Origin of the sequence: Pseudarthrobacter sp. 902506025 (assembly GCF_040702325.1) — a bacterium.
In the GTDB taxonomy this organism is placed as follows: Bacteria; Actinomycetota; Actinomycetes; order Actinomycetales; family Micrococcaceae; genus Arthrobacter.
In genome coordinates this window covers 53,336-75,841 of record NZ_JBFBKW010000005.1, presented here as the reverse complement: position 1 = coordinate 75,841, position 22,506 = coordinate 53,336, and the positions used below count along the sequence as shown (strand labels likewise).

The following is a 22,506-nucleotide window of genomic DNA, read 5'->3' as shown; positions in this document are numbered from 1 at the left end:
TCTTGATGCAATCCAGCGGTAACCCTGCGGTGTCCTTGTTTGTGGGGGCGTTATATTCGCTCTATATCGGCCTAGGCCCGCGCTGGGGAGCGGGAGCCGGGGCAGTGAAAATTGGTTCTGCTGGAAGCGGTCTCCTTCTTTGATGATTGGGGAACGCCATGGCGCTTTTTGGCCGTCACAGAGAACTTGACCGCATCCATTCGGTCATCCGCGGGCCAAAGGAAGCAGTTCTCTCAGTAGTCGGACGCAAGGGGGCAGGCAAAACTGCCCTGCTGTCGGAAATTCCTACTCTTTCCGATTACCGCACCGTGTTCCTAGCCGCCAGTGCTGCAGAATCGGACTGGCCGTATTCGGGGCTGACCGCACTTCTGAACGACATGGACGATCCAGTCCTGAACCGCCTCCTCGACGAGCTCCTGGGGGACATCGGTGCCATGAGCACCCAAACGGTGTCTAGCATGCTCCTCAACGGCTTGCACCAGCGCTCGTCATCACGCACCATCGTCGTCATCGACGACGCCGACCATCTGGATCCCGGCAGCCAGGCAGTCATCGGATTTATGGCCAGGCGGTTAGCAGGTACGGACATCGTCCTGATTGTCAGCGTGCGGGAGGACCTCCCCGAAAGCCCATTCAGCGGCCTTTCTGCCCTTCGCCTCGGCCCATTGGACTTCAGCGACACCGTTCGGATGTTGGAGAGCATCCCGGCTAAACGGACCACGACAGCGGCACCCCACGCGGTTGCATCAGCCAGTCGCGGAAACCCACTTGCAGCCATCGGCCTCTACGACCGGCTGTTGGAGAGGCATGCCGAGGGCATATACGCGCTGCCCGTCCCGCTACCTTCAGGGGGCAGCTTTGACGCGGAGTACGCGTCGGCCCTGAATGCGCTGACCCCTGCCGCCCGCAACATCCTGGACCTGCTGGCCCTTTCCTTCCGCAGCGACATCTCGACGATTGAGAAGATCGACCGCGACGTGTGGACGGTCATTGACGAACTGCTGGCTGCCGGCTTGGTCACCCGAAGGGGGTCTCATCTGTGGATCGGCGACCAACTGCTAAGGGGATATGTCTTCATGGCCATGGCACCGGCCGTGCGCATGGCCAACCACCACGTCCTCGCGGAAGCAGCAAGCGACACGGACCCCAACGCCTGTAGGTGGCACGTCAGCTTCACTGCGCTGGAACAGCAAACCCCGTTCCAGCTGCTGCAGCACGCCCTTGAACTGGTCCACGGCGGTGAAGTGAGTTTTGCGGTCGAGTACATTGAGCGCGCCCTCACTATCAGCCCTTGCGAAGCCGAAACCGCGGCGCGGTTGACCAGCTTGGCTGAACTTCTGTTCAACCGGGGTGAATTCGTTTACGCGCGCCGCTACCTGGAATGGGCACAGCGGATTACCCGCAACCCTGGACTTATCCTGCGATTGACCGGCTTGTCATTCGAAATTCAGTTCGCTCAGGGCGCTGCCGTGCGTTCAAGCATGGTGCTCCGGCTCGTACAGGAATTCGGCCACCACGATCCAGCGTATGCCGCCAGGCTGCTGGCCATCGGCGCAATTTACTACACCGAACGGTGGGAACTGCAGGAAGCCTCCGAGCTCTTAGGCCACCTTAGTGAGCTACGCAGTTCGGCATCTGCGCAGTGCCTGGGTATCGCCGATCGCGCCAAGCTGCTGATCGAATCGATCGGGGGTGACACTGTCAGTCGCGGCCGCCAGCAGGAGCGAACGGGCACCGCCCGGATAGTCGGCCTTCTGATGCAGGGCCGGACCCACACTTATGCCGAGCACTATGAAAGCGCCCACGAGGCCTTCGCCTTGCTCAATAGTTTCGACGAACCGGGCCACGTTAACTGGCAAAGAACCGCAGCCTACATGGCAGTGGACAATGCAATCCGCGCCGGTAACGTGCGCGCAGCCGTCCGGATGATTGACGAGCTTGAACTTTCTGACCCCGAACTCAAGTACCACCGCGGGACGCGGCACCTTTTCCGGGTGTGGCGCGCGCATTCCCTTGGCGACGATGCACAGGCCAATGCCTATGCAGCCGAGGCACTTCGGTATGGCGGTGCGGACAGCCACCCCGCCATCACGGCCCAGCTGGCGGCCTACCAAGGCCACTTCGCGCTGCTGCGGGGCGATTTAGCAGAATCCGCTGCCCAGCTGTCCAGGGCCGCCGAAATTGGCATGCGGTTTGGCAACCCTACCCTTCTTCGCTGTGAAGCGGACTTGGTGGAGGTTCTTATCCGCTTGGGAAGGCACCACGAGGCGACACAGGCGCTTCTGCGCCTCGAAAGCCGCTCTGTGGGGCTGCGGTCCCCGTGGCTAATGATGGCTGTTGCCCGGAGCCGTGCGCTTCTCGCGGACGGTGAACAGTCGCTGCAGCTTTTCAGTGAGGCTCTCCAGAACAGGAACGGACATTCGCTTGAAAGGGCGAGAATTCTTATGTGCTATGCGGAGCGACTGCACGCGTTCGGCAGGCTGCGCGATGCCCGGGACGCACTGCTCCGGGCCAAGGTAATGTTCGATGAAGTGGGCGCGAATGCGTGGGCCCAGCATGTGGACGCCCTTTTGCTGGATGAACGCATGGAGCCTGCCCGTCCCAAAGGCAATCCGGCGATGCTGGTGCTGGCGGACCACGAGCAAGCACTGGCCAAGATGGTGGCCAGGGGCATGCGCAACAAGGAAATTGCCGCCACCCTGTATGTATCCGTACGTACGGTCGAAGTGCGCCTCACCGCCATCTACCGCAAACTGGGCGTTGAATCCAGGGCGCAGCTAACCGCCTTGGCCGCAGGCAAGGGAACCGGGGCCACCGAGCCGTATCTCCTGCCTGTCCTGTAATCCGGGATTTTGTCATTGCAGGTCCCGCAGTTCCCACAATTCGTCGTGGGAAGGCACAAACTAGCCCCGCCTTCCATGGTGTACTGCCACTTTGGCGGCTAGCTTGGCAGCACGCCGGCAAGGAAAGCGAGGGCGGAAAGGTGCAGCAATGGCAGGGACACACCCGAGTAAGGCCCCTCTATGAGCGAACTCATCCTGATAGGTGGCGGCGGCCTTGCCCGTGAGGTGCTCGCAATGGTTCGCAGCAGTGGGCAATACGACGTTGTGGGCGTGCTGGACGACGACAAGGAAATGGCTGGGAGCTCTGTGGACGGTGCGCCCGTACTGGGCAGCATTGACAGTGCACCCAATTACGTCCACGCCTTCTTCCTGGTCTGTGTGATGCCCAGCAAGGAACGTGAGGCAATGGTTACGCGACTTGCGGCAATAGGAGTCAGCGAAGCGCAGTACGCCACGGCAGTGGATCCCTCCGTCCAGTACCCAGAGGGGTGCCGGATAGGGCGGGGTAGCATACTTTTACGAAACGTCACTCTCACGGCCGCCGTTAATCTTGGTTCTCACGTGGCTGCCATGCCGTCCGTCACGTTCTCGTACGACGACCACGTATCCGATTTTGCGACGTTCTCTGCGGGTGTCTCCCTTGGGGGCGGAGTACGAATCGGTAGAGGTGCCTCTCTAGGCTTGAATTCCAGTGTTCGGGAAAGGACCTCGGTCGGAGCCTACGCGACCATAGGGATGGGCGCTGCTGTACTAAGTAATGTCCCCGACGGGGAAACGTGGGTGGGCGTTCCCGCACACGAGATCGACCCCAGTGAGTTTCACTATCGCAGGACACATTAGAACTACGCGCCCGTCCGGAAGAACAGATCCGTGACGGCGGCCAGGCGAAGGGGATCCTCCACGCCGCACAGCTCACGGGCGGAGTGCATGGACAGCAGCGGCACGCCCACGTCGACGGTGCGGATCCCGAGCCGGGTGGCGGTGAGCGGGCCGATCGTGGAGCCGCAGGGCATCACGTTGTTGGAGACGAATTCCTGGTACGGCACCCCGGTTTCGCCGCAGAGCCGCGCCCAGAACGCCGCACCAAAGGCATCCGTGGCGTAGCGCTGGTTGGCATTGATCTTCAGCAGCGGACCGCCGTTCAGCACGGGGTGGTTGGCGGGATCATGCCGCTCGGGGTAGTTCGGATGCACTGCGTGGCCGGCGTCGGCGGAGAGGCAGAACGACGCCGCCAGGGCCTGCCGCCGCTGGCTCACCGTTGCACCCAGTCCGTCGGAGATGCGCACCAGGATGTCTTCCAGGATGGGTCCGCACGCACCGGAGCGGGAGTTGGACCCGATTTCCTCGTGGTCGAAGGCAGCGAGCACCGCAATGGGACTGCCGGTGCCGGCGGAACCCGCGTGCGCAATCAGTGCCGCCAGGCCGGCGTGCGTGGCCGAAAGGTTGTCCAGCCGCCCGGATGCGAAGAACTCCCCCTTGCCCCCGAAAACTGCCGGTGCCTGTGTGTCCGCAATGACGACGTCGTACCCGCCGATCTGCGCCGGATCGACGGATGTGCCGGCAACCGAAGCTGCCAGCACACCCAGCAGGTCCGAGTCCGTGGGATTCCCCAGGCCCCAGACGGGGTTCATGTGCCGCTGTTTGTCCAGGGTGAGACCCTCGTTCACCGCCCGGTCCAGGTGGATGGCCAGTTGCGGGAAGCGCAGCAGCGGTCCGGTGGCCGCGAGGTGCTCCGTGCCATCGAGCATCACCAGGCGGCCCGCGAGCCGGAGCTCGCGGTCCAGCCAGGAATTCAGCAGCGGTCCACCGTAAATCTCCACCCCGGCCTGCAGCCACCCGTGGGCGCCGGTGGTGGGTTTGGGCTTGAGTTTGAACGACGGCGAATCGGTGTGCGCGCCGAGGATGTTGAACCCCGTGGCCGGTCCCGCACCGTCCGGGACCACCCACGCGATCAGTGCACCGTCGCGGATCACGAAGAATGATCCGGCGCCACCCTCCCACGGCTGCAGTTCATCCAGGCGGACGAATCCGGCTTCCTCCAGCCGCCTGCCTCCCTCATGCGCAGCATGGAAGCTCGACGGCGATGCGCTCACATACGCGCCAAGGTCCTGGATGTGGTCTGCGGCAGAGGAAGGAAAAGGCATGGTCCCGAGTCTAGCGCCGCGCCTATTCTGCGGGCGCCGGAGCTGCCTCGGCTGCTACTGCGGACTGTCCGGCGGCTTCCGCGCCCTTCCGCCGGTAGCGGAGCACGCCCACTGCCACCACTACGGCAGCCAGTGCCAGCGAGAGCAGCAGGGATTCACGGGTGGATTCCACGATCACCATGCCGATGAGCAGGGCCACGATGCTGATGATGGCCGCCCAGGTGAGGTACGGGAACAGCCACATCTTCAGCTGCAGGTCCTTGGCTGCGGCACCCATCCGACGGCGGAGGACCAGCTGCGAGGCCGAGATGACCAGCCACACGAACAGGGCAATGGCGCCCGAGGTGTTGACCAGGAACAGGAACACGGTGTCCGGGGCAATGTAGTTCAGGCCAACCGTCACGAAGCCCACCACGGTGGAGGCGAGCACGGCGGCAGCGGGGACACCGCGGCGGGAGATACGGGTCCAGGCACGGGGTGCGTCACCGCGGGTGGAGAGCGAGAACAGCATGCGGCTGGCCGTGTAGAGGCCGGAGTTCAGGCAGGACAGCACGGAGGTGAGGACCACGACGTCCATGATGGTTCCGGCGCCGGGGATACCGAAGAGTTCGATGACGGCCACGTAGGGGCTCTTGGCCACGGAGGCGGAGTTCCACGGAAGCAGCGTGACCACGATGGCGATGGAGCCGATGTAGAAGACCAGGATGCGCCAGACAGTGGATTTCACGGCCTTCTTCACGGCGTCCACGGGGTTTTCGGACTCACCGGCCGCGATGGTGGCGATTTCTGCGCCGAAGAAGGAGAAGACCACCACGAGGATTCCGGCCAGGACGGCTCCCGGGCCATTGGGCATGAACCCGCCGTTGTTGACCAGGTTGCTCAGGCCGGGTGCGGGGACGCCGGGGATGAGGCCGAGGATGGCGGCGACGCCAAAGATGAGGAAGAGGACGATGGCCGCGACCTTGATGGAGGCGAACCAGAATTCGAACTCGCCGTAGGACTTTACGGAACCGAGGTTGGTGAGCGTCAGCAGCACCATGAGGACAAGGGCCCACACCCACTGGTCGATGCCCGGCACCCAGCGGTGCATGATGGCAGCGCCCGCGGTGGCCTCGATGCCCAGGACGATGATCCAGAACCAGGCGTAGAGCCAGCCGATGCTGAACCCTGCCCAGCGGCCCAGCGCCTTGTCTGCATAGGTGGAGAAGGAGCCTGTCTCAGGGTTGGCTGCGGCCATCTCGCCCAGCATGCGCATCACCAGGATGACCACCAGGCCGGCGGCCGCGTACGCCACGAGGATGCCCGGGCCTGCCTGCTGGATGGCTGCCCCCGAGCCGACGAAAAGGCCTGCACCAATGACGCCGGCGATGGCGATCATGGACAGGTGCCTGGGTTTCAGGGACTTTGAAAGTTGCTGGTCAGCATGCATGGAAGCGCCGTCCTGTTGGGAAATAGCATGGGTTGAGCGACGTACCTTGGTGGACCACCGGCGGACCGTGTGATGCACCACATCGTCGTTTCACCCTAGATCCGCCATTATGCGCCTTGCTTTGTGCAGTCCAACAGATCTGATTCCCGCCAACAGGACGGCACTCCAAGCGGAAACACCCAGGAGCAATAAAAGTTTCCCTTCAGGCATATTTGTAATGTGCCCGAAACCACGCGCCCGGCGCGGCCGCGTGGCGGAAACAGGATTGGTGCTACACGTCCCGGCGTTTCAGCAGGACGGCTGCGAGCAGAACCGGGATGACCACCCAGGCGCCCAGGACCAGCCCCGCCTGCCATGCCTCCAGGGTGTCCGGAACGTGCTGGGCAGCCGTCAGCGGCTCCACGGTGTTGCCGGGCAGGTACTTGCGGGCTTCCTTGAAGAAGTCCCCGGGAATCAGCTGGAACGCAATGGGCGCCACGAAGAAAATGCCCACCAGGCTCATGATGCCGCCGGCCGAATTCCTGATCAGGGTGCCCAGGGCCATGCCGATGGCAGCCACCGCAGCCACATAGACACTGTTAACCAGGAGGAGCTTCACCGACTGCGAACTGCCCAGGTCCAGATTGAGCCCATAGTTGTCCAGGATGGGCACCGCCGCCAGGCCCGCCACCCAGGTGGAGACGGCAGTGACTGCGAACGATGTCACCATCACCACCACCAGCTTGGCGGCGAAGGCGGGAAGGCGCCGGGGCACCGCAGCAAATGTGGACCGCGCCATGCCGGTGGTGAATTCGGCGCTCATCAGGAGCACGCCAAGGGACCCCAGGATCAGCTGGGCAAAGGCGATGCCCGACGTGGGCACGCTGACGGCAAGGTCTCCGCCCTGGGCCGCCATCCTGGCCGCAGCCTGCGGATCCCGGTTGGCCGCATCCGCGAACTGGCCCGTCCCCCATGCTGAGAGGGCGCCGAAGCCAACCATGACCACAGCGGTGGAAGCGAGCAGGATCAGCGTGGAGAGCAGGCTGCGGAACTTAATAACTTCAGAGTTGAGGACACGGACAAAGGTGGGGCCGGGAAGGGACCGTCCGGCGTTGCGGGCGGCGTGCCCGGCAGGGGAGGGCGCCGGCTCGCGCGCGGGCATGGATTCGGTGGTCGTGGAGCTCATGGGTGGCTTACCTCCGCAGCGGGCAGGGAGTGGTATTCGACGTCGTCCTTGGTCAGTTCTATATATGCCTCCTCCAGGCTCGCAACAAGCGGCGTGAGTTCGTACACCATGACCTGGTTTTCAAGGGCCACGGCTGCAATGGCTTTCGGGTCCAGGCCCGTGACCTCGAGCAGTTCACGTTCCGGAACGGCAATGGAAGCACCCCGTTCGGCGAGCAGCTGGTGGAGGCGGTCGGGCTGGTCGGTGCGGACGCGGACCCGGGACTGGCCCTTGCCGGTGATGATGTCCTGGATCGGGGCGTCAGCAATGACCCGGCCGCGGCCGATGACGATCAGGTGGTCGGCCGTTTGAGCCATTTCGCTCATCAGGTGGCTGGAGAGGAACACTGTGCGCCCCTGCCCGGCGAGATACCGGACCAGGTTGCGCACCCACACCACGCCCTCGGGGTCCAGACCGTTGACGGGCTCGTCGAGGATGAGCGTCTGCGGGTCGCCCAGCAGGGCAGCCGCGATTCCCAGGCGCTGGCCCATGCCCAGCGAGAACCCGCCGGCCTTTTTGCGCGCCACCGCTTCCAGTCCGGTCATCTCGATCACCTCGTGCACCCGTGCTTTGGGGATGCTGTGGGTGGCCGCCATGGCCAGCAGGTGGTTGTAGGCGCTGCGGCTGGTGTGGACTGCCTTGGCATCAAGCAGGGCGCCCACCTCCCGCAGGGGAGCCCTGTGCTGGACGTAGGGCAGGCCGTTCACCGTGGCGGACCCCGACGTCGGCCGGTCCAGGCCCATGATCATGCGCATGGTGGTGGACTTTCCTGCCCCGTTGGGGCCAAGGAAGCCGGTAACTTGCCCGGCCCGGACGGTGAAACTGACACCGGCTACGGCGGTTTTGGCGCCGTAGACCTTGGTCAGCCCGTTTACCTCGATCATGAATCATCCTTTGAACGGCAGCGGACGGCTGCAGACGTTGTGGGGTTCGGGTACCTTCCCCACGGTACCGAGCCCGCCGCCGCTTTTCGCCGCTTCTCAGGGATGATTCAGGGGCGAATCAGGGTAAGTCTCCATCCCGGCCCCGCTACGGACGGGGCGAATAGTAGGTCAGCGCACGGGGCCGTACTTCATAGGCCACTTTGCGCACCCCGGCCAGCGCTTCTCCGTCCACAGCCAGTGCCATCGGGGCGCCGCCGGCGTCGATCCGGACTTCCGTTGCCTCCCGGAGGTGCGTGATCCCGGAGCTTGCCACCGTTCCCGTCAGCACGGACCAGAGCAGGCGGAGCCGGGCAAAGCGTTCATCAGCGGTGATCAGGCGGACGTCCAGGACCCCGTCATCCATCACGGGCCTGATCAACGGCGCGTGGTCACGCGGGTAGAAACGGCCCCGGCCCAGGTAGGCGATCCATACCTTGTGCCGGACGCCGTCCACGGTCAGTGTGATGGGCGTGCCGGCCGCGAACGTCCGGAACATGGCCACGACCCCGGCCAGCGGCTTTCCCAGGGCCGGTTGCAGGTGCTCCCGCCTGCGCACAAAATTCGGGTAAAGGCCGACGCTGGAGGTGTTCAGCATGACCATCTCCGACACTTCAGGGTTTCCGGCCAGCCCGCGTTCCGCAGTGACCACGCCAACGTCCGCCAGGGCAGCCTCGCCCTTGTTCGCAGCCTCGACCGCATCCTTCAGGCTTCCGGTTCCCGCGTCGCGCGCAAAGTGGTTGAGCGTGCCGCCGGGCAGGACCAGCAGGGGAATGGAGCGTTCGACGGCGGCGGCGGCCGCGGCGCCCACAGTCCCGTCGCCGCCCCACACACCCAGGGCGCGGGTCCCGGGAAAGTCGGCAGTGGCCCTGATGCGCTGCACCAGGTCTTCGTCCGGCTGCACGGTGTTTATATGCGCCTTTGGGAATACTTCCTGGAGCGCCGATGCGGTCTCCTCCTTAAAGGAGCCTCCGAGGGTATTCACCACAATGCTGAGCCCCTCGCCGTCAGGAAGCGCTGGGGCGTTGGTCCACATACGCGTGGTCTGCGGGATGGGCGGCCGCACCGGCCACCAGTGGCGGGTTATGAGGGCAGCACCGGCACCCAGCGCCGAACCGAAGAGGACATCCGAAGGCCAGTGCGCCCCGGTGTGGACCCGGGAGTACGCCACACCCAGGGCTGCCGGGGCCAGGGCGGCACCAAGGGCCGGACGCACCAGTCCGGCTCCCACCGCGAATGCCACGGCCGACGCCGAATGCCCGGACGGCATGGAGGAGCTGGTCGGTTGCGGGTGCACGAAGCGGAAGACGGGCAGGTGCTCGGGCAGTGGACGCGTCCGGGGGAGCAGCGTCTTGAAAACCACGTTGGTGACGGCGGATGCCACGCCCTGGGCGATCAGGCCATGCACCGCCGCCCTCCGCGTCTTGCCGGGGAAGAGCGCCAGGACCGCGGCCGTTCCTATCCAGAGCTTGCCCTGGTTTGCCGAGGCGGAAAGGCGGCGGAAGAAATCGTCGTGGTTCCCTCCCGGCAAATTGGAAACATGCCCTAGAAGGTATCTATCGAGGCGGCTGATCCACGTCCGGCCCCTGCGCCTGGTGCTTTGCATGTGATCACCCTAACCCCACAGCTACTGCCCTTCAGCGGACTCCGGCTCAACGCGCAGGGGCCTGGCCGCTCCCGCAAGGAGCAGAGCCACCAGGATGGGCGCCATGATTGCCAGCAGTGCCGTATGGATGCCGGTCAGGTCGCCGAGGTAGCCGAGCAGCGGCGGTCCGGCCAGGAACGATATATACCCCAAAGTGGATACTACGGAAACACGGGCCGCTGAGTGCTTCGGATCATCTGACGCTGCCGACATGCCCATGGGGAAGGCCAGGGCGGCACCTATTCCCCACAGGGCGGCACCTACGCCGGCCAGCCAGATATTGGAAGCCAGCACGAAGAGACCCAGTCCTGCGGCCGCCGCGGCCATGCTGGCGCGCAATACCGCTACCCGTCCATATTTGTCGATGACACGGCCCCCGAGGAACCGCATTGCCGTCATGGCCAGGACGAACAAAGCGAACATGAGGGCGCCGGTGGATTCGGAGGTGGCGAGCCCGTCCACCGAGGCCTTGGCGATCCAGTCGTTGCCGGCGCCTTCGGTAAGCGTGGCGCCGAGAACCACCACACCAATGAGCAGGGTCCTGCTGTCCCGCCAGGCGGACGGTCCCTTGGCTTGTTTCGGCTCCCCGTCCACAGGGGCAGTTGAGACGTGGGGGAGGAAGTAGCGTGGCACCGTCAGCGCCACCAGCACCACCACGGCTGCGATCACCAGGAGGTGCAATGGCAGGTCCACGCCGAGGGTTGACAGTCCCGCCCCCACCAGGGCGCCCACGAAGGCGCCGCCGCTGAAGGCTGCGTGGAACTGCGGCATGACGGTCCGCCGGAGCTTGTGCTCCACGTCAGCCCCTTCGATGTTTTGCGCCACATCCCAGAGGCCAATTCCAATGCCGAAGAAGAACAGTGACACGGCCGTTCCGGGAATGGATGTCGCCAGGAGCGACATGGCGATGCCCACGCCTGCGGCCGCGGCCAGGAGTCCGGCAAAGCGCACCGTGTTGGCCGTTCCAATCCTGCCCACCACCAGGCCGGCGGTGGGCAGCGCGAGCAGGGAGCCAACGGCCGTGCACAGCAGCAGGGTGCCCATTTGGCCGGAGGTGATCTGCAGCGTCTGGGTGACGGCGGGGATCCTGGCCGCCCAGCTGGCAAAGACAAGCCCGTTGATGCCGAAAACCACGAATGTTGCCACAGCGGCAGCCTTCAGGCCTGCCTGCTGTTCCGTACCGGTGTTGGTGCTCATACGCTCACTACTTCCACTGAGTATTTTTCGAGTTCGGCATTGTCCTGCGCGCTGAATTTCCGGTCGGTCACGATGACGTCCACCCGGGCCAGGCCGGCCACGAGCACCCTTGCATGTGCCTGCCACTTTGCAGCGGAGGCGGCCACCACCACCCGTGCTGCTGATTCGAGGCCGGCTGACTTGACTGCCGCGTCGTCAAGGTCGTGGGCCAGGAGGCCGTCCTTGAAGTCCACGGCACAGGGCGTGAGCACGGCGGTGTCAAAGCGGAGCGACCTGATGTTGGACTCGGCCAGGGGTCCACGGAAGCAGAGTTCACCGGGCACCACGCTGCCCCCGGGCAACAGCACTGCCGGGCGTGAGCCGTCGGTGCCCCCGCTCCCGGCCACTGCATTGAGGGCCTGAAGGGACATGGGCATCAGCGTCAGTTCCCTGCCGGCCAGGGCCCGGGCCACGGCAGTGGCCGTGCTTCCGCTGTCCAACCAGACGTGTTCGCGGTCAGCCAGGAGGCCGGCAACCGCAGCCGCGATACGCATCTTGCCGTCCTGCTCCTCCAGCTCGCGCTGTCCGTAGCCAGGGTTCTGCCCCTGCCCGATCAGGCTCCTGGCGCCCCCATGGACCCTTCTCAGCACGCCGTGGCCGGCCAGTACCTCGAGGTCGCGGCGGATGGTCGCGCCGGAGGCACCGCAGGCCTGCATGAGCTCCTCCACGCTGGCCTTTGACTGCCGCCGGAGGACCTCGGCTATGGCCCGGTGCCGCTCATCGGTCTTCATGATCAAATGCTATCAAGCGATGATCATTTAATCATTACGTGATCATGCTTCAGCGTGCGCGCTCTACCCGCTGCTCGTCCCACACCGGTTCCGGGGATTCGTACACTTTCCCGTCCGAGCCAAACACCAGGAACCGGTCGAATGTCCGCGCAAACCAGCGGTCGTGGGTGACTGCCAGGACGGTCCCTTCAAAAAGGTCGATGGCGCGTTCCAGCGCCTCGGCCGAATGCAGGTCCAGGTTGTCCGTGGGCTCGTCCAGCAGGAGCAGCGTGGCACCGCTGAGCTGGAGGAGCAGGATTTGGAACCGCGCCTGCTGTCCGCCGGAGAGGGACTCATACTTCTGTTCCGACTGCCCCGCCAGGCCGTAGCCGTCCAGCGCGCCGGCGGCCGCCTCGCGGCCCAGTCCGGACCGGTGTTCGTCCCCGCGGTGCAGGATTTCCAGCAGCGTCTTGCCCAACAGGTCCGGACGGACATGGGTCTGGGCGAAGAAGCCGGGCCGGATCCGGGCACCGAGCTTCACGGTTCCCTCATGCGGCACCTCGGCGATCTCCACGTCCGAGACCGGCAGGTGTTCGCGTTCAGGGTCGGTGCCGCCCGTAGCCAGCAGCCGCAGGAAGTGCGACTTGCCCGAGCCGTTGGAGCCCAGGACGCCCACGCGGTCACCAAACCACACTTCGGTGGAGAACGGCTTCATCAGCCCGGTCAGCTCCAGCCGTTCAGCCACGATGGCCCGCTTGGCGGTCCGGCCGCCCTTGAGCCGCATCCGGACGTTCTGCTCGATGGGCAGCGCCTCGGGCGGACCGGCTTCGAGGAACTTGGCCAGCCTGGTCTGGGCTGCGTGGTAGCGGTTGGCCATGTCAGAGCGGAAGGCGGCCTTGTTCTTGTACATGTTGACGAGTTCCTTGAGCTTGATGTGCTCCTCGTCCCAGCGCTTGCGGAGTTCCTCGAAACGCGCGTTCCGGTCCGCGCGGGCCTCCACGTAGGAGCCGAAGCCGCCACCATGGATCCAGGCCGCGGCGCCGTTGATTCCGGGTTCGAGGGTGACGATGCGGCCGGCAGCGTTGTTCAGCAATTCCCGGTCGTGGCTGATGAAGAAGACCGTCTTCTTCGACTCATTCAGCTTTTCCTCGAGCCAGCGCTTGCCCGGGACATCCAGGTAGTTGTCCGGCTCATCCAGGAGCAGGAGGTCGTCCGGGCCGGCGAAGAGTGCTTCCAGCACCAGGCGTTTTTGCTCCCCGCCGGAAAGGGTCGACGCCGGGCGGTGCTGGGCGCGGTCAAAGGGGAGTCCCAGCGCGGCCATGCAGACCTCGTCCCAGACGGTTTCGACGTCGTAGCCCCCGGCATCGCCCCAGTCGACGATCGCCTGGGCGTACCGCATCTGGGTGGGTTCGTCGTCGTGCTCCATCATGGCCAGCTCAGCCTCGTCCACCTCGCGGGCAGCGGCCGCCAGGGCCGGGGGAGCGGCAGAGACCAGGAGGTCCCGGACGGTGGAGCCGTCCCGGACCTGGCCCACGAACTGGCGCATGATGCCCATGTTGCCGGAGCGGCCAATGACGCCTTCGTCCGGAACCAGGTCCCCCGCGATGATCCGGAACAAGGTTGTCTTGCCTGTCCCGTTGGGGCCGATCAGGGCGGTCTTGGTACCGTCCGGAACCTTGAAGGTCACCCCGTTCAGGAGCTGGGTGCCGTCGGAGAGGAAGTAGTCAATGCCGGAAACGTCAATATGGGCCACGCCGTCAATCCTCCCATGCCGTACCTAGCCGGCGGCGGTGAGGAACTGCTTCAGGAGCGGGCCGGAGGTGGTGGCGCCCAGGCCGCCGTCCTCGACGAAGACGGCCACGGACAGGTCGCCGTGGACGGCCACGATCCAGGCGTGGGTCTTGGGCGGATTCTCCGTGCCGAACTCGGCCGTTCCGGTCTTGGCTCCCACCGGAGCCCCGGGGACGCTCGAAAGGAAGCCCGCGTGTCCGGAGGTGACCACGGCGCGCATCATGTCGGCCAGCAAGGCCGCCTCCGCTGCGGTGATGGGCTTGTCCGACGCCGTGGAGGGCGCCTCGGCCGTGGCCGTCGCCGTCGCTTCGGCTGCTGGAGCAGTGGAACCCGCCGTTGTCCCGGCGGCGGGAGCGCCGGCGTCGGGGTTCAGGACAAGCTGCGCAGAGACCGGGGCGCCCTTGGCGACGGACCCGGCCATGATCGCTGCTGCCAAAGGAGAGAGCAGCACCTTGCCCTGGCCGATCATGGAGGCTGCGTGTTCCGTGCCCTGGGCCTGGCCGGGAACGGATCCCAGGAACGCCTCCGCACCAAGTTTGGGTGCCTCGACCGCCACACCCATGGACGTGGCAGCCGCTTCAAGCTGGCCCTGTGAAACCGCGTCGCGCTGTGAGATGAAGGCGGTGTTGCAGGAGTGCGCGAAGGCGTCCCGGAGCGTGACGGCGCCCAGGGAGGTCTCGGGATAGCCTTCGGAGTTCTTGAAGGTCCGTCCGTCCACTGCTAGCGTTGGGGTGCACTGGACGGTGGAATCAGGCGTCATTCCGTTGCGGAACATGGCCAGGGAATCCACCATCTTGAAAATGGAGCCCGGGGCGTACTGCCCCAGCATCGCGGTGTTGTAGCCGTTGCTGCCGGGCCCCGAGGCCGCTGCCAGCACGGCGCCCGTGGAGGGGCGCAGGGCCACTATTGCCGAGGCCGGGCCTACTTTTTCGAGAGTGGTTTCAGCCAGCGACTGCAGCCGGGGATCGAGCGTGGTCTTCAACGGCGTCCCGGGCTTGGGCGCCACCTGGAAAAGGACCCGCCGGGGATCGGTACCCGCGGACTGGATTTGTTCCCGGGTCAGGTCTGCCCGCTGCGCGCGGATCACGACGGCGTCTGATCCGCGAAGCTGTTCGTCATACTGCTGCTGGAGCCCGCCGATGCCCGTCACGTCGCCAGCAGTGAGAACGCCTTTCGACGCGTCGATTTGTTCTGCGGTGGCTTCGCCAACGGAGCCAAGCACTGCGCGGGCAAACGTCCTGCTCGGGGCCAGGGGGGTTGATGCGGGGATGCCGCGGGCGCCCGGAATGGCCGCGATCTGTTCGTCCGAGATGGTGCGGCCTTCTTCACGCAGCGTGATGGCGGGAACGAAGGCCTGCGCCCCTGCCGCCTTGACCTGCTGCACGTACGCGGCGGGGTCCACTCCCACCAGTGCTGCCAGCTTTCCGGCGGAATCGGCGGGGTCTGCGGCGCCCAGCTGGGGCTTGTCGATGCCCACATTCACCACGGGACGGTAGGTCACCAGCGGGACGTCTCCGGCGCCAAGGATGTCGGCGCGTTGGGGGGACTGGGATCCCTTGGTCACAATCTCGCTGTCCGCGAGGCCTGGTGCCAGGATGGCCGGGTCCCAGACGGTGAGCCATTTGTCCCCGGACTTCTTGAAGTTGGCCCCGATGGTGTACTTCCATTCGGCATCGCCGAGCTTCCAGGTGTAGTTCAAAGGCGCGGACGCCTTGTCTCCGTCCAGCGTCAGTGCACCGGCCTGGACCTCGGGCTTTTGCGGGTCCAGGGCGGCAAAGACCTGGTGCAGCTGGTCGTTGGCGGCGGCGGCGTCCTTGCCTTCGAAAGCCACAGACCCTACGTCCAGCGCCGAGACCGCGCCGGCAAGCTGTTGTGCCGCGGCTTCCGCCCCGGATTTTCCGTCATCGCAGGCCACCAGCGAAGTACCAAGGATGAGTCCAGCTATGGCAAGCGAAAGTTTTGTTGATTTCCCCATCGCGCCATTATCCCCCGGCCCGGGCGCTGGAAATGCCATTCCCGGCGCCTGCACCGGCCGTCACCGGTGCTTCTAGGAAAGCCCCAGATCCGGGACCGGCAGTTTGAAGATGTCCTTAAGGGCGTACTTTGCCGCGTGCATCCCGGGCATTCCCGTGACCCCGGGGCCGGGAGGTGTGGACGACGAGCAGAGGTAGACACCCAGCAGCGGGGTCCGCCACGGGACGGGGGACACCACCGGCTTCTGGATAAGCCCGCGGACGTCCATCACACCGGCGCTGAAATCGCCCCCGATGTAGTTGCGGTTGTACTCAGCCAACTCCGCCGCGGTGATGACGTGCGATTCCACCACCAGGTCACGGAAGCCCGGCGCGAACCGTTCCAGTTGGGCCACCACCTGGCTGGTCATGTCCTGTGTTGAGCCGGAGGGCACGTGGCAGTAGGTCCACAGCGTGTGCCGGCCCGCCGGAGCGCGGCTGGAGTCGAAGCGGGAAGGCTGCGCCACCAGCACGTAGGGCCGTTCGGGATGGCGTCCGGAACTGACCTCGTTCTCCGAGCGGGCCAGTTCTGCACGCGTGCCGCCCACGTGCACCGTGCCGGCGTCGGAAAGCCCGGCGGCCTGCCACGGCACCGGCCCGGACAGGATGAAGTCCACCTTGCAGGAGCCGTTGCCGTAGCGGAAGCGCTCCAGGGCCCGTCGGTAGTGGGCGGGAAGGGCCTTGCCCGCCATGCCGAGCAGCCCTGCGGGCGCCACGTCCAGGAGGGTGGCGCGGGCGGCGGGAAGCTGTTCCAGCCGGTCGATCGGGGTTTCGGTGTGGATCACCCCGCCGTGGGCCCGGATGTCATCGGCAAGTGCTGCCGCGATGGACGCCGAGCCGCCGCGGGGGATGGGCCATCCGCCGGCGTGCCCCAGGGCGCCGAGCATGAGTCCGGCTCCGGAGGCTGCGAGGGAGGGCAAATGGGAGATGGCGTGCGCGGCCACGCCGCTGAGGAGGGCAGGGGCAAGGTCGTCCCAAAACCTGGCGTTCCACAGCCCGGTCCCCTGTTCCAGGGTCCGCAGTCCATAGATCCCCGCCACCAGGGGGTTCTGGGGGATCCGGAGGAGCTGGTTCTGGGTGAAGTCCATGACATCGTCGATATGCCGGACCAGCGGTTCCATGAGCCGCCGGTAGGCGGGGCCGTCCTGGCCCAGCTCCGATGCCGTCCTGTCCAGCGATTTGTAGGCCAGCGCCGCGCGGCCGCCGTCCAGCGGTGACCCGAAGGAAATTTCCGGAGTGACCAGGTCCACCCGCCGGGGCAGCTCGAAGGCACGGAAGAAAGGGGATGCAATAGCCATGGGATGCACCGCGGAGCAGACGTCATGGAAGTGCTCCGGCTGCATCAGCTCCGTGGTCCGGGTTCCACCGCCAATTTTGGCTGCAGCCTCGAAGACCTCCACTGAGAGCCCGGCCCGCGCCATGACCGCTGCCGCCGAAAGTCCGTTGGGACCGGAGCCTACTACCGCGACATCAGGCATGGGACCTTACTTTCGGAGGAAGGAGCGGGGTGCCGGGCCGGAATGGGTGCAGCCGGAACCGGTCCGGCGCATTCGCGAATGGGCCGCCGTGCGGGTCATCCAGGTGGTGCCGGCGGATGGGGTCGTACGCGGGATCGTAGATATCCCAGACCACCCGTGCCATGAGGTAGCCCACCGCGGCCATGTGCGCGGCTACGGCGAGGACGTAGTAGGGCATGTCCAGGTTGTGCTGGGAGGAACCGGCGCTGGTCACCTGACCAAGGTACATCCAGATCGCGGCCCAATGCAGGGCTTCGATGCCCTGCCACACCAGGAAGTCGCGCCACCGCGGCCTGGCCAGGGCCAGCAGCGGAATGAGCCACACGACGTACTGCGGCGAATAGACCTTGCTGGTCAGGATGAAGGCAGCCACAACCAGGAAGGCGAGTTGTGCCAGCCGTGGGCGGCGCCGCGCCGTCAGGGCAACAGCGGCAATCCCGGCGCATGCCAGCACAAAGAGTCCCGTGGACAGAATGCTGACGCCGTCGGCACCAAGCCCGGACCAGCCCAGCCGGTCAGCCACAAGGTTGTACGCGAACCATGCTGAGCTGTAACCGGCACCCCGGTCGGCGCTGTACTGGAAGAAATAGGCCCAGCCGGAGGGGTTGGCGACAGCGAAGGGCAGATTGACCACCAGCCACGTGGCAGCCGCGCTGCCGGCGGTTACCAGCAGGGGGCGCCATCTCCCGGTGCGTACCGCAAGCAGCAGGATGGCCCCCAGCACCAGGAGCGGATACACCTTGGTGGCTGTTGCCAGGCCGATCATCACTCCGGCGGGAACGAGGCGCTGCCGGGCAAAAAAGTACATTCCCAACGCGAGCAGGCACGCAGCCCACAGGTCCCAGTTGATGGTTCCGGCCAGTACGATTCCCGGCGCCACCGCCACCATGGCCGCGTCCCAGGGACGCCGGCCGGGCATGCGGGCCGTCACCAGCACGGTGAGGATGGCAACCGCCGCCAGCAGGACGGCGTTGATGTCGAAGTAGGCCAGAGCCTGGGCGTTGGTATCTCCACCCGGCACCAGCCAGGCTGTCAGCCCCGCGATCAAACCGATGAGCACCGGGTATTCAAACTGGCTGCCGCTGCCCAGGATGGGAAAGAGTCCCGCCGCCATGCCGCGGTTCCGGAACAGCTCCGGGAAGTCTGAATAGCAGGTGGCATAGAACTGTGTGGGCGTCGCCCACCCGTTGACCCTGCAGTAACCCTTCAGCAGGATCCCCAGCAGGGCCGCCAGCGCCGTGAGGACAATGAGCACCCGCTCCACGGTGAAGATGCCCGGTGTGACCACGCCGGGATCAGCGCTGGTCCCCAGCGGGCCGCCGATCACCTCCGTGAAATTCCGCAGCAGAGAATCACTGCGGCTGGGCACCACGATGCGGGGCCGTCGTGCATCCTCCGGCGGCTGGGTCTCGTGCATGGAATCGAGCTTACAGCCGGCCCCTTCCCCCAGGTTGGGGCCAGCTGTCAGCGCAGTCCGCCCAACTGCTGGTGCATCAGCACGAACACGTCGTTCCGGTGCTGTTCCAGCAGGGCACTGTTCAAGGAACTGCGGCGCTGCTGGGGCCGGGACAGGAGTCCCAGGATTCGTCGTATCAAGGGAGCCACCTCCTTTCTTTGATAATCAGGAATGGAAAAGGGCACAAAGAATCAGCACCGTTTTATGGCAGAAAAGAGCATGCAAAAACGGTGCGGGAATTCCACAAAAGGAATCAGTGCAAATTGCACGAATCAGCGCAATTAGACAGGGCGGCGCGAAAGAGGCAGTTGCGGAACTGCAAAAGCCGAATGCCAGTTTCTCCGGGCAAGGACCGTTTGAAGGCAGTGCACGTGGCTACGCCAAGAACTGCTTCGGGGAGTCAGCGGGGAACCGCAACGGTCTGCTGCCGGGAGGAACTGGCCGGATACCGCAGCGGCAGTCCCGGCGGGGAAAGCTGGTGCCGGTTAGCGGCGCCGCAGCAGGCCTGGGAGGGCGACGGGGCCGCCCATGCCGGCATTGACCGGGGCAACGCGCGCGGAATCAGCAAAGGCCGGGAACGCATTGATGGGGGCATTCCATTCGCCAGTCAAAGTCATCATTATCCCAACCTCCTTTTCTGCTGTCCGCTGCGTGGATTGCGATGCGGTCTGGAGCCCAGGTGGATCACCGTGGGGTCAGGAATAAAGGTACCGCAGGATTCCGTGAATTGCCAGCAATTTACCAGGAAAGAGTAAAACTTCCCGAAAAATAAGTTTTAGAGGCCCCAGCGGACAATAGCGGGTGTCTTCTTATCCCATCCCAGGGTGCAGACCTTGGCCGTCCCCAGGACAAAGTGCCGCCCCTCCGTGGGAGGCAATTCCAGCCAGCGGGCGGTCAATATCCGGGAGAAATGCCCATGTGCCACGATCAGCACGTTATCCATCCCGGATTCCAGGATCCGGCCAATGATCTTGTCCGCCCTCGCGGCCACCTCGTCCAGGGTCTCGCCGTTGGGCACGCCGTGCGTCCAGATCAGGTAATCGGGGTTGTCCTTGCGGATCAGGTCGGAGCTGATGCCTTCGTAGTCGCCGTAGTTCCATTCCACGGCGAGCGGCTCGTGCCGGGCATCGGGGAATCCAGCCAGCTCGGCGGTTCGCCGTGCGCGCCGCAACGGGGAGGTGAGCACCAGGTCGAAATCGACGCCGTCCAGCACCTTGCGGGCCTCCACGGCCTGCTGCTCACCTTCCACGGTCAGCGGGAGGTCGGTGAGGCCGGTGTACTGTCCGCTCTTGGACCATTCGGTCTCGCCGTGGCGGAGGATCCAGAGCTGGGGGCGCGGGGCTAGGGCGGGACTGGTCACTTGGACTCCTCAACGGGTGAAGGTTCGACGACGGCGGGAGAGGCTTCGGCCCCGGGGCCGGCAGGTGCTGATTCAGGCTGTTCGGCCCACCAGCGGAGCAGGCGCGCCTCCGCCTCCCCGGCGGGCAGCGGACCGTGCTCCATGCGTTCATTCAGGAGGAACTTGTAGGCCCGGCCCACCACGGGGCCCGGCTTGAGGTCCAGCAGGGCCATGATCCGGGCACCGTCCAGGTCCGGGCGCACCGCGTCCAGGGACTCCTGCTCACGCAGGGCTGCGATCCGTGACTCGAGGTCGTCGTAGGCGAAAGCCAGGCGTTCGGCCTTCCGCTGGTTCCTGGTGGTGACGTCGGAGCGGGTAAGCCGGTGCAGCCGCTCCAGCAGTGGCCCGGCGTCCGTGACGTAGCGGCGGACGGCGGAGTCGCTCCAGCCGGCGTCGCCGTACCCATAGAAGCGCATATGGAGCTCCACCAGCCGAGCTACGGCCTTGGTGGTGTCATTATCGAACCGCAACGCCTTCATGCGCTTGCTGGTGAGCTTGGCACCCACCATGTCGTGGTGCCGAAAGCTCACCGCGCCGCCCGGTTCAAAACGGCGCGTAGCCGGCTTCCCGACGTCGTGCATCAAGGCTGCAAAGCGCAGCACGAAGTCCGGCCCGGGCACGGGCCCGTCCGCGTCCGTTTCAAGCTCGGCCGCCTGTTCCAGCACCTGCAGGGAGTGCTGGTAGACGTCCTTGTGCCGGTGGTGCTCGTCGGACTCGAGGCGGAGGGCGGACACCTCGGGCAGCACATGCTCGGCCAGCCCCGTGTCCACCAGGAGGTCGATACCTGTCCGCGGCCGGGCCCCGCAGACCAGCTTGACCAGTTCGTCCCGCACGCGCTCCGCGGAAATGATCTTGATCCGGTCGGCCATGCCCGTCATGGCATCCCGGACGTCATCGTGGACCGAGACCCCCAGTTGGGCGGCGAAGCGTGCGGCGCGCATCATCCGCAAGGGGTCGTCGGAGAAGGACGCTTCCGGCGCTCCCGGCGTGGCCAGCACGGAGGCGTGGAGGTCGCGGACACCTCCGAAGGGGTCCACCAGCTCCATGGAGGGCAGCTTCAGCGCCATGGCATTAATGGTGAAGTCCCGCCGCAGCAGGTCATCCGTCAGGGAGGAACCGAACGCCACCACCGGCTTGCGGGAATCAGGATCGTAGGCCTCGGCCCGGTAGGTGGTGATCTCGATCTGGAAACCGGCCTTGCGCATGCCGATGGTGCCGAAAGCCCGGCCTATCTCCCAAAAGTTGTCCGCCCATTTCTTGACCAGGGCCACGGTCTGGTCCGGGGTGGCATCAGTGGTGAAGTCGAGGTCGGGGGAGGTCCGGCCAAGGAACAGGTCGCGCACGGGACCGCCCACCAGGGACAATTCGTGGCCGGCGTCCACGAAGCGCTGTCCGAGCTCCAGGACCACCGGGGGCACCTTGAAGTCGACAGTGTGGGAATCAATCTTGTGATGTGCGTGCGCCATAGTTCCTTAAGCTTGGCAGAAACCAGCGCCTTGGCAGTCCAAAAAAGCGTCACGATCCGCGCTGATTCGTGTTCCCCTCCGGAAAGTGCGTCATATCCCGTCCATGTTGGTGTCATGTTCCGGTCATCACGGGAGGGCAACAGTCGTTAGAGTGGACTCCATGGCCCATCCAGTACCGAGCGCTCCAGGCAGGAGGACAAACGCACCATTGCCGTCGGCAATCGGTGCGCACGTTGCCCCTGCCCAGCAGTCGGCACCGGCATCGCTGCCCACGGTTGAGGAAGTGTCAGCCGGCGGCGTTGTGGTGGACACGTCCGACGCCGAATTGAGGGTGGCGATTATCGCCCGCCTTAACAGGGGTGGACGCCTCGAGTGGTGCCTGCCCAAGGGCCATCCGGAGGGCAAGGAAAACAACGAAGAGGCCGCCGTCCGGGAAATCGCCGAGGAAACCGGCATCGAGGGCATCATCCTGGCACCGCTGGGCAGCATCGACTACTGGTTCACCGTCAGCGGCCACCGGGTCCACAAGACCGTGCACCATTACCTGCTGCGTGCCACGGGCGGCGAGCTGACGATCGAAAACGATCCCGACCAGGAAGCCGTGGACGTGGCCTGGGTGCCCATCCAGGAGCTGGCCCGGAAGCTGTCCTTCCCCAACGAACGCCGCATCGCCGACCTCGCCCGCGAGGTCCTGCCCGGACACCTTTAAGCCCGGACGCCGCCGTCGCCATTGC

The 22,506-nt window shown here is 65.4% G+C and carries 18 protein-coding genes; 3 read left to right on the top strand and 15 right to left on the bottom strand.

Annotated features, from left to right (window positions below; all coding sequences use genetic code 11):
• Positions 1-158: 158 nt before the first annotated feature.
• Both AB0280_RS11570 and AB0280_RS11565 read left to right on the top strand, forming a co-directional pair.
• The gene (locus tag AB0280_RS11570) at positions 159-2,843 is read left to right on the top strand and encodes a helix-turn-helix transcriptional regulator (RefSeq protein WP_366367292.1); all 2,685 of its coding nucleotides are present in this window, start codon (positions 159-161) and stop codon (positions 2,841-2,843) included.
• 180 nt (positions 2,844-3,023) lie between these two features.
• Positions 3,024-3,683 (top strand): NeuD/PglB/VioB family sugar acetyltransferase, encoded by a 660-nt coding sequence (locus AB0280_RS11565; RefSeq protein ID WP_307490766.1) that lies wholly within the window; start codon positions 3,024-3,026, stop codon positions 3,681-3,683.
• A 2-nt stretch (positions 3,684-3,685) separates the two neighbouring features.
• Here the strand turns inward: AB0280_RS11565 and AB0280_RS11560 are convergent, their stop codons facing one another.
• From AB0280_RS11560 to AB0280_RS11490, 15 genes are all read right to left on the bottom strand, one after another.
• Positions 3,686-4,987, bottom strand: a complete 1,302-nt coding sequence (locus AB0280_RS11560; protein WP_307490763.1) for a M18 family aminopeptidase — start codon at positions 4,985-4,987, stop codon at positions 3,686-3,688.
• A 22-nt stretch (positions 4,988-5,009) separates the two neighbouring features.
• Positions 5,010-6,416 carry an amino acid permease gene (locus tag AB0280_RS11555; protein WP_224023908.1) on the bottom strand — a complete coding sequence of 469 codons (1,407 nt, stop codon included), beginning with the start codon at positions 6,414-6,416 and terminating at the stop codon, positions 5,010-5,012.
• Positions 6,417-6,687: 271 nt separating this feature from the next.
• Complete coding sequence (locus AB0280_RS11550) at positions 6,688-7,581, bottom strand: ABC transporter permease (protein ID WP_307490761.1); 894 nt, start codon at positions 7,579-7,581, stop codon at positions 6,688-6,690.
• Positions 7,578-8,504, bottom strand: a complete 927-nt coding sequence (locus tag AB0280_RS11545) for an ABC transporter ATP-binding protein (RefSeq protein WP_366367291.1) — start codon at positions 8,502-8,504, stop codon at positions 7,578-7,580. Before AB0280_RS11545 ends, AB0280_RS11550 begins: the two co-directional genes overlap by 4 nt.
• 145 nt (positions 8,505-8,649) lie before the next feature.
• On the bottom strand, positions 8,650-10,146 hold the full coding sequence (locus tag AB0280_RS11540; RefSeq protein ID WP_307490757.1) for a bifunctional phosphatase PAP2/diacylglycerol kinase family protein: 1,497 nt from the start codon (positions 10,144-10,146) through the stop codon (positions 8,650-8,652).
• 21 nt (positions 10,147-10,167) lie between these two features.
• Positions 10,168-11,382: an MFS transporter gene (locus AB0280_RS11535; protein WP_159629439.1), complete on the bottom strand. Its 1,215-nt coding sequence runs from the start codon at positions 11,380-11,382 to the stop codon at positions 10,168-10,170.
• Positions 11,379-12,152 (bottom strand): DeoR/GlpR family DNA-binding transcription regulator, encoded by a 774-nt coding sequence (locus AB0280_RS11530; RefSeq protein WP_366367290.1) that lies wholly within the window; start codon positions 12,150-12,152, stop codon positions 11,379-11,381. The genes AB0280_RS11535 and AB0280_RS11530 overlap by 4 nt, the downstream gene beginning before the upstream one ends.
• 49 nt (positions 12,153-12,201) lie before the next feature.
• Positions 12,202-13,884, bottom strand: a complete 1,683-nt coding sequence (locus AB0280_RS11525; protein WP_366367289.1) for an ATP-binding cassette domain-containing protein — start codon at positions 13,882-13,884, stop codon at positions 12,202-12,204.
• 24 nt (positions 13,885-13,908) lie between these two features.
• The gene (locus tag AB0280_RS11520) at positions 13,909-15,897 is read right to left on the bottom strand and encodes a penicillin-binding transpeptidase domain-containing protein (protein WP_366367288.1); all 1,989 of its coding nucleotides are present in this window, start codon (positions 15,895-15,897) and stop codon (positions 13,909-13,911) included.
• Positions 15,898-15,969: 72 nt separating this feature from the next.
• Positions 15,970-17,412, bottom strand: a complete 1,443-nt coding sequence (locus tag AB0280_RS11515; RefSeq protein ID WP_366367287.1) for a phytoene desaturase family protein — start codon at positions 17,410-17,412, stop codon at positions 15,970-15,972.
• Entirely contained in the window at positions 17,405-18,868 is a 1,464-nt protein-coding gene (locus AB0280_RS11510; protein ID WP_366367286.1) for a glycosyltransferase family 87 protein, read from the bottom strand. Before AB0280_RS11510 ends, AB0280_RS11515 begins: the two co-directional genes overlap by 8 nt.
• Before the next feature lie 47 nt (positions 18,869-18,915).
• On the bottom strand, positions 18,916-19,047 hold the full coding sequence (locus AB0280_RS11505; RefSeq protein ID WP_263422181.1) for a hypothetical protein: 132 nt from the start codon (positions 19,045-19,047) through the stop codon (positions 18,916-18,918).
• 345 nt (positions 19,048-19,392) lie between these two features.
• Positions 19,393-19,527: a hypothetical protein gene (locus AB0280_RS11500; protein ID WP_255173822.1), complete on the bottom strand. Its 135-nt coding sequence runs from the start codon at positions 19,525-19,527 to the stop codon at positions 19,393-19,395.
• Positions 19,528-19,682: 155 nt separating this feature from the next.
• Positions 19,683-20,267, bottom strand: a complete 585-nt coding sequence (locus AB0280_RS11495; protein WP_159629414.1) for a histidine phosphatase family protein — start codon at positions 20,265-20,267, stop codon at positions 19,683-19,685.
• Positions 20,264-21,772: a CCA tRNA nucleotidyltransferase gene (locus AB0280_RS11490; RefSeq protein WP_366367285.1), complete on the bottom strand. Its 1,509-nt coding sequence runs from the start codon at positions 21,770-21,772 to the stop codon at positions 20,264-20,266. The genes AB0280_RS11495 and AB0280_RS11490 overlap by 4 nt, the downstream gene beginning before the upstream one ends.
• Before the next feature lie 208 nt (positions 21,773-21,980).
• On the opposite strand from AB0280_RS11490, the gene AB0280_RS11485 reads away from it, so the two are divergent.
• On the top strand, positions 21,981-22,481 hold the full coding sequence (locus AB0280_RS11485) for an NUDIX hydrolase (RefSeq protein ID WP_159629410.1): 501 nt from the start codon (positions 21,981-21,983) through the stop codon (positions 22,479-22,481).
• Positions 22,482-22,506 lie beyond the last annotated feature (25 nt).

Coding starts and splice junctions, on each gene's coding strand:
- AB0280_RS11490 (WP_366367285.1), bottom strand. CDS start 21,772: ATGGCGCACGCACATCACAAGATTGATTCCCACACTGTCGACTTCAAG.
- AB0280_RS11535 (WP_159629439.1), bottom strand. CDS start 11,382: ATGAGCACCAACACCGGTACGGAACAGCAGGCAGGCCTGAAGGCTGCC.
- AB0280_RS11540 (WP_307490757.1), bottom strand. CDS start 10,146: ATGCAAAGCACCAGGCGCAGGGGCCGGACGTGGATCAGCCGCCTCGAT.
- AB0280_RS11570 (WP_366367292.1), top strand. CDS start 159: ATGGCGCTTTTTGGCCGTCACAGAGAACTTGACCGCATCCATTCGGTC.
- AB0280_RS11560 (WP_307490763.1), bottom strand. CDS start 4,987: ATGCCTTTTCCTTCCTCTGCCGCAGACCACATCCAGGACCTTGGCGCG.
- AB0280_RS11510 (WP_366367286.1), bottom strand. CDS start 18,868: ATGCACGAGACCCAGCCGCCGGAGGATGCACGACGGCCCCGCATCGTG.
- AB0280_RS11565 (WP_307490766.1), top strand. CDS start 3,024: ATGAGCGAACTCATCCTGATAGGTGGCGGCGGCCTTGCCCGTGAGGTG.
- AB0280_RS11545 (WP_366367291.1), bottom strand. CDS start 8,504: ATGATCGAGGTAAACGGGCTGACCAAGGTCTACGGCGCCAAAACCGCC.
- AB0280_RS11500 (WP_255173822.1), bottom strand. CDS start 19,527: ATGATGACTTTGACTGGCGAATGGAATGCCCCCATCAATGCGTTCCCG.
- AB0280_RS11530 (WP_366367290.1), bottom strand. CDS start 12,152: ATGAAGACCGATGAGCGGCACCGGGCCATAGCCGAGGTCCTCCGGCGG.
- AB0280_RS11515 (WP_366367287.1), bottom strand. CDS start 17,412: ATGCCTGATGTCGCGGTAGTAGGCTCCGGTCCCAACGGACTTTCGGCG.
- AB0280_RS11520 (WP_366367288.1), bottom strand. CDS start 15,897: ATGGGGAAATCAACAAAACTTTCGCTTGCCATAGCTGGACTCATCCTT.
- AB0280_RS11555 (WP_224023908.1), bottom strand. CDS start 6,416: ATGCATGCTGACCAGCAACTTTCAAAGTCCCTGAAACCCAGGCACCTG.
- AB0280_RS11550 (WP_307490761.1), bottom strand. CDS start 7,581: ATGAGCTCCACGACCACCGAATCCATGCCCGCGCGCGAGCCGGCGCCC.